The organism is Gemmatimonadaceae bacterium, assembly GCA_030647905.1.
Taxonomy (GTDB): Bacteria; Gemmatimonadota; Gemmatimonadetes; order Gemmatimonadales; family Gemmatimonadaceae; genus UBA4720.
The window spans coordinates 63843-75165 of record JAUSJA010000008.1 but is presented as its reverse complement, the minus strand read 5'-3'; the positions used below and the strand labels follow the sequence as shown (position 1 = coordinate 75165).

12 protein-coding genes and 1 riboswitch are annotated in these 11323 nt (G+C 65.1%); of the genes, 1 reads left to right on the top strand and 11 read right to left on the bottom strand.

Going from position 1 to position 11323, the window contains the following annotated elements; genetic code table 11:
• Position 1 precedes the first annotated feature (1 nt).
• The gene (locus Q7S20_01210; GenBank protein MDO8500445.1) at positions 2–1810 is read right to left on the bottom strand and encodes a TonB-dependent receptor; all 1809 of its coding nucleotides are present in this window, start codon (positions 1808–1810) and stop codon (positions 2–4) included.
• Between the two features lie 13 nt (positions 1811–1823).
• Here Q7S20_01210 and Q7S20_01205 point away from each other — a divergent pair, with 13 nt between their 5' ends.
• Positions 1824–2012 (top strand): hypothetical protein, encoded by a 189-nt coding sequence (locus Q7S20_01205; protein MDO8500444.1) that lies wholly within the window; start codon positions 1824–1826, stop codon positions 2010–2012.
• 13 nt (positions 2013–2025) lie between these two features.
• Here Q7S20_01205 and Q7S20_01200 read toward each other — a convergent pair whose 3' ends face one another.
• The 10 genes from Q7S20_01200 to Q7S20_01155 form a co-directional block, all read right to left on the bottom strand.
• Positions 2026–2817, bottom strand: coding sequence for an ABC transporter ATP-binding protein (locus Q7S20_01200; GenBank protein ID MDO8500443.1), 792 nt, complete (start codon positions 2815–2817; stop codon positions 2026–2028).
• On the bottom strand, positions 2814–3800 hold the full coding sequence (locus Q7S20_01195; GenBank protein MDO8500442.1) for an iron ABC transporter permease: 987 nt from the start codon (positions 3798–3800) through the stop codon (positions 2814–2816). The genes Q7S20_01200 and Q7S20_01195 overlap by 4 nt, the downstream gene beginning before the upstream one ends.
• Entirely contained in the window at positions 3797–4675 is an 879-nt protein-coding gene (locus tag Q7S20_01190) for a helical backbone metal receptor (protein MDO8500441.1), read from the bottom strand. Before Q7S20_01190 ends, Q7S20_01195 begins: the two co-directional genes overlap by 4 nt.
• Positions 4676–4787: 112 nt before the next feature.
• Positions 4788–4907: riboswitch (cobalamin riboswitch) on the bottom strand.
• 34 nt (positions 4908–4941) lie between these two features.
• Positions 4942–5937: a hypothetical protein gene (locus Q7S20_01185; protein ID MDO8500440.1), complete on the bottom strand. Its 996-nt coding sequence runs from the start codon at positions 5935–5937 to the stop codon at positions 4942–4944.
• Positions 5918–6454, bottom strand: coding sequence for a bifunctional nuclease family protein (locus tag Q7S20_01180; protein MDO8500439.1), 537 nt, complete (start codon positions 6452–6454; stop codon positions 5918–5920). The genes Q7S20_01185 and Q7S20_01180 overlap by 20 nt, the downstream gene beginning before the upstream one ends.
• Positions 6455–6532: 78 nt before the next feature.
• Entirely contained in the window at positions 6533–7771 is a 1239-nt protein-coding gene (gene metK, locus Q7S20_01175) for a methionine adenosyltransferase (protein ID MDO8500438.1), read from the bottom strand.
• Between the two features lie 5 nt (positions 7772–7776).
• Complete coding sequence (ptsP, locus tag Q7S20_01170) at positions 7777–9600, bottom strand: phosphoenolpyruvate--protein phosphotransferase (protein ID MDO8500437.1); 1824 nt, start codon at positions 9598–9600, stop codon at positions 7777–7779.
• On the bottom strand, positions 9600–9863 hold the full coding sequence (locus Q7S20_01165) for an HPr family phosphocarrier protein (protein MDO8500436.1): 264 nt from the start codon (positions 9861–9863) through the stop codon (positions 9600–9602). The genes ptsP and Q7S20_01165 overlap by 1 nt, the downstream gene beginning before the upstream one ends.
• Positions 9863–10648: a PTS system mannose/fructose/sorbose family transporter subunit IID gene (locus Q7S20_01160; GenBank protein ID MDO8500435.1), complete on the bottom strand. Its 786-nt coding sequence runs from the start codon at positions 10646–10648 to the stop codon at positions 9863–9865. The genes Q7S20_01165 and Q7S20_01160 overlap by 1 nt, the downstream gene beginning before the upstream one ends.
• Entirely contained in the window at positions 10645–11319 is a 675-nt protein-coding gene (locus Q7S20_01155) for a PTS sugar transporter subunit IIC (protein MDO8500434.1), read from the bottom strand. The genes Q7S20_01160 and Q7S20_01155 overlap by 4 nt, the downstream gene beginning before the upstream one ends.
• Positions 11320–11323: the final 4 nt, after the last annotated feature.

Below are 11323 nucleotides of genomic sequence, written 5' to 3'. Positions count from 1 at the left end.
TCTACAATCCTCCCGAATAGCGCGCGCCGAGGAGGAGCGTCCTGCGCGGCGCGGGGAAACGCAGTACGTCTTCGTACTTCCTGTCGAGCGCGTTCTCCACGCGCGCCGTCAATGAGAGCGCAGACTTGCCGGAAGCGCCGTGAAGCACCTCGACGCTCGCCGAGAGATCCAGCTTTACGTAGGCGGGCAGTGTGATCACCGGTGACGGGAATTCGGCGAAGTCCACGTCCGGACGTTTTCCGACATAGCTCGCGATGGCCGAAAACGACCCGGAGCGGCTGCGTGACCATGTGACGGCGGCGTTGCCGGAATGCGTCGGCCGCCGGATGAGCGCCTGGCCTTCCTTCTGACCGCCGGTGTATGCGCTGGAGACCTTCGTCACCCGCGGAGTCGCCTGCGTGAAGCCCGCCACCGCCGACCATTGGCCGACTGGCGTGAGGTTCAATTCTACTTCGTACCCGTTCGACTCCGCCTCAGTCAGGTTCGCGTAGCTGCCAAGATAGCTCGGCGGGCCGCCGGAGACGTACTGGATCAGATCGCTGAAGCGCTGGTTGAAGTAGCCCGCCGACAATCGCAGCACTCCATCGATGAGACTCTGCTCGACCCCGATGTCCCACGACCGCGTGTGCTCGGGATCGAGGTTCGGGCTGCCCGTGGTGTACAGCGTCGGGCGGAGCTGGTTGAACGCAGGCGCATTGAAAGCCGTGCTGAGCGAACCGCGCAACCTCGACGACGCGCCGATAGGCAGGCTGGCGCCGACTCGATAGGTGGTGAACGGGTCGTAGTCGGAATTGTCGTCGCGCCGGGCCGCGACCGTGTACGAGGCTCCCGACGCGGTCAATGCAATTAGCTCGGAATACACCGCTTTGTTGTCGCGGTGCGCCGAGAATCTCGATGTCGGCGTGGTGGGCGCGCCGACGGCCCCTTCGCCGTTCGTGCTCGTCTCGCGCTCGTCAACGTATTCCCCGCCAGCGTTCAACGTGCTCGTGCCGGGGAGGCGAATTACCAGACCTGCTTCCGCCGCGCGCCGCTTGTTGCGAGAGAGCAGCGCGGAGTGGCGCCGAGCGGTCGCTCCGAACGGCACTGCAATGTCCTCGGTGAGATCGGAGACTTCGTTCGAGCCAACCCGCAGCCTTCCCGTCACAGTCTCGGCGAGCTGCGTCGAGGCGTCGAGGCCCACTGTGAAGCGATGCTGTACGCGATAGGCGTTGGAATCCACCGGAGCTCCGGTGAAGTCAGTCGGATAGTGGAATTCGGCGGTGGTGTAGCGCGCGGAGAGAAGCGCATCCGAGCCGGTCGCCAGCGTGAAGCCCGCCGAGCCGCTGAGGGTTCCGTTGTAATACTGATTGTTGAAGGAAAGCACTCCGTCAGTCGAGTGCACTCCGCCACCGATCGAATACCGGGCGCGCCCGGACGCGCCGTTGGCGTCGAGCGAGCCTTCACGCGTGCCGTATGTCCCGGCCCGGCCGTCGGCGACAAAGGTCATCGGCCCGCGTCCCTGGCGAGTGAATATCTGTACGATGCCGGAGACGGCGTCGGCGCCGTAGAGGACACTGGCTGGCCCGCGCACGATCTCGATCCGCTCGATGTTGTCCGTCGTGAGATGGCTGAAATCGAAGAATCCGCCCGGAGCGTTCACTGCCACGCCATCTATCAGCACTTTCGTGTAACGGCTTTCTCCGCCCCGCAGAAACAGCGTGGTCACCGAACCAGTGGATCCGTTCTGCACGATGGCCGCGCCGGGCACGCCTCGCAGCGCGTCGGAGACTCGCGAAATTCCGCGCACCCGAAGCTCATCGCCAGAAATCACCGTCACAGCCTGAGTGAGCGATGAGCGTAACGCCGGCGTTTTTGTCGCCGAGATGATTACGGCCGTGAGCATGGCGGTGTCGGGCGCCTGCGCGTTCAGCGGGCGCGCACCCGATGTGGCGGTTGAAAGAGCGGCAGACAGGACGAAGGCGAAAGCTCTGGTGGTGGCTGATGACATTGCGGTTGCTGGAATGGTTGGTTGAAGAGGATGCCAGTTCATTGAAATGACTGACGCTTGCGAAGAGGTACCAGCGATAGTGCGCCGACTGCGGGGTCGCGAGTGATCACCAGCGGCCACTCGTAGACCTGCTCGAGGAGTTTTGCCTGCATGACTTCCTCCGGCGCGCCGGAGGCGACGACTCGACCGTGATGAAGAAGCACGATGGAGTCCGCGAAGCGGGCGACGAGGTTGAGCTGATGACTCACGAGAAGAACTGCCATGCCATCGGCGGCGAGTGAGCGCAGCAGCTCGAAGAGAGCCATCTCGTGAGCGAGATCGAGGAACGTCGTCGGCTCGTCGAGCACCAGGGCGCGGGCCTCCTGGGCCAGGGCACGCGCGATGCGCGCGCGCTGCCACTCTCCGCCAGACAGCGTGTCGGTGTTGCGCGCGGCGAGCTCGGTGACGCCTGCTCTCTGCATTGCCGCAGCGACGGCCGAATCGTCGGGAGTCGCCGCGCTTCTCCACAGGCCGAGCCTCGGATAGCGTCCGAGCGCCACGTATTCCGACACGCGCGTCGGGAACGCGGGCTCTTCACGCTGCGGCGCCACAGCGACGCGAAGCGCGACCTCGCGCGTGGAAAGGGCCGTGAGATCGGCTCCATCAATGCTGATGGATCCGCCCTCGAGCGGTTGCCGGCGCAGAAGCGCGCGCACGAGAGTGGACTTGCCGCTCCCGTTCGGCCCGGCGACGGCGGTCACTTTGCCTTCGCGGGCATCGAGACTGACGCCGTCGAGCGCCCGCGTCGCGGCGCCGGAGTACCGGACGGAGACACCTTTGAACCGGATCATCGCGCCTTCCGCAGCTGAGCGAGGAAGAACGGCACGCCGAGGATAGCTGTGACCGCGCCGAGCGGCAACTCGCCCGGAGGCCGTACGGTTCGCGCGACAAGGTCGGCAGCTACAACAAGTGTCGCGCCGATGATTCCTGCCGCGACGAGAAGCGGCCGGTGGCGCCGAATGCCCGATGCTCGCACGATATGCGGGACGATCAGCCCGACGAATCCGATCAGTCCTGCCGCCGCGACGGTCGCGGCTGCCAGGAGCGCTCCCAGGAGGTACATGCGACGCGCAGCGACCTCTACATTTACGCCGAGCGCCGCCGCAGCCTCGTCGCCGAGCGAGAGCACGTCAATCTCGCGCGCCCAGTAGACGAGCGCGCTGCCACCGATGGCGACGTAGCATGCAAGCCACGAGACTCCGCTCCACGAAGCGTCGGAGACGGATCCCATCATCCACCAGAGAGCGCCGCGAATAGTGTTCGGCGGCGCGTTGGCGAGAGCGATCATGATGACCGCGTTGGCGAACGCACCGATGACGACGCCGGCCATGAGAAGCGTGCGCGGATCTCCACGCCCCGCGCTTCCCGCCGCACGCGCGACGAGTAGCGCGAGCAGCACGGCACCCGACGCTCCCGCGAAAGCCGCGATACCGATCAGTCCGTCACCGGAGGCATGCATCGCAAGCGCAATCACGGCACCGACCGCCGCTCCCCCCGAGACGCCAAGCAGATACGGCTCGGCGAGTGAGTTTCGGAGGGTCCCCTGCAATGCACCACCACTCATCCCGAGTCCCGCGCCAACCAGAGCGCCGAGCAGAATCCGCGGGAGCCGCAGATTGCGCACGATGGAGATGACGGCCGGCTCACCCGAGCCGCGGATTGCATCCACGATCTGATCCGCGGGGATGTGAATCGCGCCAGTGCCGACCGCGACCACGCACAGCGCGACGAGCACGCCTGACATGGCGACCCAGTGCCATGTGCGATGGGTCATCGGCGGACTGCGCCCGGATGAAGCAGCTGGGCGAGCGACAGCGCGGCCTCGCCCAGGCGCACCGATGGGCGGCCGACGATCGCCGTGTCCACGACGAGAATGCGCCGCCGCTTCACTGCCGATGACTGCGACCAGCGCGGATCACGCGCAATCTTCGCCGCCCCTTCAGGGCCAGTGATGATGTACTGCGGGTCGTGCTTGAGTACGTCCTCGATGGACACGGCCGGTGACGCGTCAGGTAACTCACGATAGATGTTGCGGCCACCGGCGATGTCTATCAGCTCGTTCATGTAGCTGCCGCTCGCGATCGTGATCAGCGGTGCGTCCCAGATGTGCCAGAACACGGTGGGCTTTGGAAGCGAAGCCGTCGCCTCGCCGACCCGGCGGAGTGTCCGCATGACGGAATCGGCCACCGCGGGGCCACGGGCGCTGTCGCCAAGCAGGATGGCGATCAGCCGCACCGCACGATCGAAATCGGCGATGTGATCTATCTTGAGCGAGACAGTGTTGACGCCGGAGGCGCGAAGCTCGGTCGCGGCAGCGCGGTTGTCATTGCTCGCATAGAGGATGACGAGATCGGGCCGCGCGCCGAGCACTGCTTCGACGTTTGGCCGGAGGCCGGAGCCGAGGTCAGGGACGGCCCTGGCCTCTTCGGGATACAGATCCCAGTGAGTGCGGCCGACGAGGCGACCGCCGGCGCCAAGCGCAAAGACGAGATCCGTCGTCGCCGGGTTCAGAGAGACGACGCGCCGCGGAGCCGCCTTTCTGATTATCGGATCGCCGAAGTCGTCGGTATTGGCTTGCGCAGGAACGTCAGCGCGCTGGCACGCGGCGATCGCGAGAAGCGGTAGGGCGAGGAAAGCGTATGCGCGCAAAAAAGGCATTCTCCTGGGAGAATGCCCGCAACGTCAACGCGTCCGCCGGGGACGCCTCGAACGCCACCAGCACCTCCCCCGAGGTTCTGAAAACGTGGCGCGAACGAAAGTCGTCTCCTGGCTCCGGGCCGCGGCGCTCACCTTCCCGGCTGTGTCTTGCCAGTGGTGCTACGAGCGCGCGTTGTGATGCCCGATACAGTGGCGGGGCCGCGCCGGCATTTCACCGGCTTCCGTGGCTCCCGTTCGCGAATCAATTGTACCGAAGCTTACCGCCGCCGGAGTGCGCGGGCAAGCGCGAATGTCATCGCGCCCCCGATAATGATGGTGAGGGCAATCATGTACCTGGGACCGATGGCCGTGTTCCGCGCTGCGGCGGGAAGATCGATCACCGAGACGGAGTTTGCGGGGACGTCATCGGCGAGGAACCGGCGAAAGCTCCGTTGCTCGAGTGCGACGGGCGCGCGTTCCTTGAGCTTCGCGCCGGAGACGGTGCCCTTCTCCTCCTCGACGAGCACCTCGAGTATCTGCGTCTCGCGCGTCACCGGAATGCGAAGCGGAAACGCGCTCGCCGCAATCGAGTAGCTGAAGGCAAGCTGCCTGAGGCCCGGCGCGATCGGCGCGAAGACGCGAGCGCGCCCACCCTCGAATTTCACGGCCGCGGCGGGAACATCCCCGTGCGAGACATGGAAGCCAGACGCCTGAGGCGGCAGAACGGCCGACCATGTCGCGCCGTCAGCGCCTGATGATACGACCCTCGTGACCGAGCTGTCGTTTGCGAGCTCGAACACTTCGGTCACGTTCCGTTGCCCGCTGGCGTCCACCGCGGACACGACGACATGATGACCGCGAACACTGATCGGCACCATCGCCGACGTCGTATCGAACACGGCTATCTCCGCTTCTTCTCCGCTGACTGTCGGATGCGCGAGCGTCGGAGTGAAGTAGGCGACCCCCCCGTACGATGCCGACACGAAGTAGATCGCGCGGCGGTCGCCAGTTCTGGTAAAGTCGAAGTGATACCGTCCGCGGCCGTCGGCGCGCATCGAGTCGAGCGGAGCGGAGCGGTCGGAGCCGACCCGGTGAAGCGTCACCCACACGTTCGGCACCGGGAGCATACTGCTCGTGCCCGGCTTGACAACCTGGCCGACGACGCGCTGCGGTCCCGTCGGCACCTCGTCGGTGTCGGAGGGAAGCACCGGATCCTGCGCCATCGCGACGCGCGCAACGAGCAGGAGGATGAGACTAGATGTTGAACTTCCCAAAGTCTTCGGGACGCAGATTCTCCAGATAGCTCTTGAGCTCGTCGGCCGTCATCTCGTCGCCGGGACGCGCGGCGGTGGCGCCCGGCGTCGTGTAGGATTCGCCTTCTTCGGACGATCCGTCAAACACGAACGCCGTCAGCAGGGAGTCCTGCGCGTACATCGGAGCGGTGAAGCGAAGCGCAATGGCGATGCTGTCGGACGGGCGCGCGTCGATGTTGATGATCTTGTCTTCGCGATGAATCTGGAGCTCGGCGTAGTACGTGCGATTCTCGACCTTCGTGATCTGGATTCTGCGAAGTGTCCCGCCAAGTCCGGTGATCAGCGTCTTGCAGAGATCGTGAGTGAGCGGCCTGTCGCGGTGAAGCTTGCTCATCTCGATGACGATGGATTCGGCTTCCGGCTGGCCAATCCAGATCGGGAGCAGCCGCTCGCCGCCCTTCTCCTTGAGTATCACGACATAGGAGTTGTTGGACCGGTCGAGTCCGAGGCGCATCACTTCCACTTCGACAAGCTGCATTTCCGGAATGTAACGCCGCGTCGGATGGCGTTGAAGGCGTCCTCCCCGGCTGTGGCACTCGTTCAGTCGGCAAGTTGACTACGGCTTCACGGCCTTCTGGAGCTGCTTCACACGATCGGTGCGCTCCCATGTGAAGAAGGTGCGCCCGCGCTTGCCGCTTCCGGTCTTCTCCGGGTCGCGCCCGAAGTGGCCGTATGCAGCGGTCTTCTCGTAGATCGGCTTGCGAAGCTCGAGGTCCGCCATGATGCCGCGCGGCGTGAGGTCGAACACTTCGCCGACGGCCCGCATGATCGCCGCTTCGGGAACGGTATTCGTCCCGAACGTATCCACCATCACCGATACCGGGTGCGCAACACCGATCGCGTATGCCAGCTGGACCTCGCAGCGCCGCGCGAGCTTGGCCGCGACGATATTCTTGGCCACCCAGCGCGCCGCATAGCACGCGCTGCGATCCACCTTCGACGGATCCTTTCCGCTGAAAGCGCCGCCGCCATGACGCCCCATTCCACCGTACGTGTCCACGATGATCTTGCGCCCGGTGAGTCCGGCGTCGCCCTGCGGGCCGCCGATCACGAATCGCCCGGTTGGGTTGATGTGATACTTTATGTCCTTTGGTCTAAGCTCTTTGGGGATAACAGGTTCGATGACGTCAGCTATGATCGCCTGAAAAAGCTTCTTGTTGCTGATCTTGTCGTCGTGCTGGGTGGAAATAACGACCGTATCAACGGCGACGGGAACGCCGTCCTCGTACACGACGGTCACCTGCGACTTGCCGTCCGGGCGAAGCCAGTCGCTGCCGTTGCGACGGCAATCCGCCAGCCGCTTCGTCAGCCCGTGCGCGAGAACGATCGGCATCGGCATCAGCTCGGGAGTCTCATCCGACGCGTAGCCGAACATCATCCCCTGATCCCCCGCTCCGCCGGTATCCACACCCCGCTTGATGTCGGGCGATTGCCGTCCGATCGTCGAGATCACGGCGCAGGTCTTGAAATCGAATCCGAAAGTCGCATCCGTATAGCCGATGCGCTCGATGGTCGAGCGCACGATGTCGGAGAAAGGAACGTAGGTCGTTGTCGTGATCTCGCCGGCAATGCAGGCCAGTCCGGTTGTCACGAGCGTCTCGCACGCGACGCGCGCGACTGGATCGTCCGCCAGGATGGCGTCGAGAATGGCGTCCGAGATCTGGTCAGCTACCTTGTCGGGGTGACCCTCGGTAACTGACTCAGAGGTGAATAGATGTCGATCGAGCACGATATCCCTCAGGATTGGGACAGGGAGAAGCGGACTGCGGGCACGCCGTACGATTCGTGCCGGCATTGGTCTTAAGGTCCGCCGAATCCCTCAAACGTATTCCCGTCCACGTACTCAGGCAACCCGTCGCGCAGAAACTCCGCGTCACCGAACGCAGCGAGAAGGCGGCTGCGCAGCTCGCGCTCCGCTTCGCGCGCCGTCTGAGTCGCCAGCGCCGCATTCGCCGCCTCGGCCGCGATGCTCGCGCTCACTCCGCGGAGGATGCGCTTGACCAGAGGCACTGACCGCCCCGCGACGCTCAGCTGCCGCACGCCGAGCCCAATGAGGGCGAACGCCATGATCGGCTGCGACGCCATCTCTCCGCACACGCTCACCTCGAGCCCGGCATCGTGCCCCACTTCGACCGTACGCCGAATGAGCCTCAGCACGGCCGGATGCAGCGGAGTGAAACGGCTCGCGAGGTTCGCGTTGCCCCGGTCCACCGCGAGAGTGTACTGCACCAGATCGTTGGTGCCGATGCTGAAGAACGCCACGTCGTTCACGAGCGTGTCCGCGGCCAACGCCGCCGCCGGCGTCTCCACCATCACGCCGAGAGGCAGATCGTGCCGGTAATCCACGCTGCGCGCGTCGAGCTCGGTGGCGGCTTCCTCGAGCAGCCGCCGTGCCTGCCGCACTTCATCCACCGTCACGACGAGCGGAAGCATGATTCGCACATCGCCGTGCATCGCCGCGCGCAACAGCGCCCTCAGTTGCGTCTTGAAGAGCTCGGGCTCATCGAGGCACATTCGGATCGCGCGCCAGCCGAGAAACGGGTTCGCCTCCGTCGGATAGCCGCCTACTGGCAGCTTGTCGCCGCCGATGTCGAATGTCCGGATCACCACGGGCTTGTCGCCGAACGCCTCCACGACTCGCCTGTAGGCGCGATACTGCTCCTCTTCGTCGGGCATCGTCGCGCGACCTACGACCAGAAACTCGGTGCGCATCAGCCCAACTCCTTCCGCGCCCGAACGCGCCGCCGCTTCCGCCTCCTCGGGCAGATCCACATTCGCCCTGAGCGTAATCCGCACTCCGTCGAGTGTGACCGGCTCGGCATCCACGAGTCCCTGCAGCTCGGCCGTGTCCGCTTCTTCGCGAGTCGCGCGGTCGGAGTACGCGGCGATCTGAGCAGCCGACGGATTGACGATCACGACGCCCGACGAGCCGTCGAGAATTACATCCTCGCCGGAGCGCAGCCGCAGCGTCGCGTCGCGAAGTCCCACCACGGCGGGCAACCCGAGCGATCTGGCGAGAATCGCGACATGTGATGTCCGCGTGCCCGCGTCGGTCGCGATCGCCGCGATCGCGTCGCGGTCGAGCTGCACTGTCAGGCTCGGTGTCAGATCGTGCGTGACGAGGATGGCGTTCCTTCCCTTCGTCGCATCCACCGGGTCATGGTCGGGGAGGCCAAGCAGGATGGAGAGGACGCGAATCTGCACGTCCGTCAGATCGCCTACGCGCTCGCGAATCATCGGCTGCGTGTGCCGCGCGAAGTTCTGGCGCCATTCGATCAACACGAGATCGAAGGCCTTCTCGGCGCCCAGATTCTGGCGGATCAGCGTTTCGACGCTGTCTATGAGCTGGACGTCGGAGAGAATCGCGATCTGCACGTCAAAGATCGCGGCCTCCTCGGGACCCGCATGCTTCTCGACTCGGTGCTTGACCTGGATCAGCCGCTGCTTCGCCTGTTCGAGGGCACCATGCAGGCGGGCGATCTCGTCCGGGATGGATTCGTCGGTGACGATACGGCTCGGCACCTCCGGCACTTCCCAGAGGAGCAGATGCACCGGGCCGATCACGATGCCCGGCGACGCGGGCATCCCGACCAGTTTGCCTTCGGGAGATGAGTGGTCGCGCACTATTCCCCGAATCCGTCAGCGACGACGGCGGCAAGAGCGTCGAGCGCGGCGCCGGCGTCCTCGCCGTCCGCACGAATGAGGATCGCCGAGCCGCACTCCGCAGCGAGCATCATCACGCCCATGATGCTTTTCCCGTTGACCTCGAGATCCTCGCGGATGATCGTGATGCTGCTCCGAAACCGCGAAGCCGTCTTGACGATCTCTGCCGCCGGCCGAGCGTGTATGCCGAGTTTGTTCACGATCTGCACGCTGCGTTCAGCCATCAACGAGTCACCGAGAAGAGAACGAACAGCGCGAGCACCGCGAGCGACAGACGCCACCCCTCGACCCGCTCTCCGAACCGCGCGAGCAGCAAACCACCGCCGATCGCGAGCAGAATGATCTCCGCCGAGAGAGAGCGACTACCACCGATTACCTCGCGCGCGGCGAGCGGAATGGCGATGCCGGCCAGCAACGCCGCCGCGGTACCGACGTACTGCGGCCCTCTCCGCAAAACGGGGTGGCCCAGCGCATCCGCCACTTGCAGTCCCCGCTGAAAGCCTACTCGCAGTCCCCAGGCGCGGAGGATGAAATGACCGAGATTGTAGATCACCAGAAAAATAGCGACGACCTGAACCGGGCGCGCGCCGAGCCCATATGCGCCGAGCGCGATCAAAGAGCACAGCGGAAGCCAGCTCGCCCAGACGAGCCTGTCGCCGACACTGCCCAGCGGGCCGGCGAGCGCCGTGCGAAACCGCTCGATGAGAGCCGCGGGAACGCTGTCGAGCTCCGCACGAGCGAGCGCGCCGACGGCGACGCCGGCGAGATACGGATGGGCGTTGAAGTACTTCGCCTGCCTGCCAAGCGCTTCCGCATAGCGCGCTCCCTTCATGCCGCCTGGAAGAAGACGGAGGGCCGGCTCCGTGCAGAACGCGATGCCGTTGCCGAGCATCGTCTCGTAGTTCCACGATCCCTGGACCGCGAACAACCGGAGATACATGCGCATCCAGATTCCGAAAGGAATCCGGATCGCCTCGCTCCCCCGTCCCGTGTGGAGCGTGCCCGTCATCGCGTCACCAGGATCACCGCACCCAGAGAGAGGCCCGCGACGAAGAGCAGGCGCGCGAGCGGCAGGCTGTGAAAAATCTTCCAGATCGCTCCCGCAGATACCGCCGCGACGATCGCCACGACAGCGCCGCGCGAGTATCGCGCATCGGTTCCCCACGTGCCGACGATTGCGCGCATCAATGGGCTGAATGCCACCATCGCGACGAGCGTAACGAGAAATCCGCGGATCAGGTCGGCGGTGAGACCGAAGAGCTGCAACCCTGTCACCGCGTCGGTCGATCCGCTGTCGAGCGCGTCTCTCTCTCGCATGGCGAGCGATGCGTTCAGGCGTCTCAGCCATACCATGCTCTTGCCGCTCAGCATCGCCGTGACCAGAGCCGCGAGCAGCGTGGCGGCAAGGGCACCCGCCGGATCGCCGGGAAACGCCGCATAGAGAGCTCCGCCGACGACGCTTGCCGAGCCCCACTCCGGATACCGTGATGCGCCGAACGGCAGCATTTCGAGCGCGAGGAGCTCGAGCACGACGCCCATCATCAATCCCGCGGGTGCGTTTCCGATGAACGCCCCGGCAACCGTGGCCGCGACAATCGGCCGTGAGATCATCGCCTGTGGAAACGTAACGACGTCCATGCCGAGAAATCCGCCGAGGATTGCAACAGGAAGAAGATCCATGAGA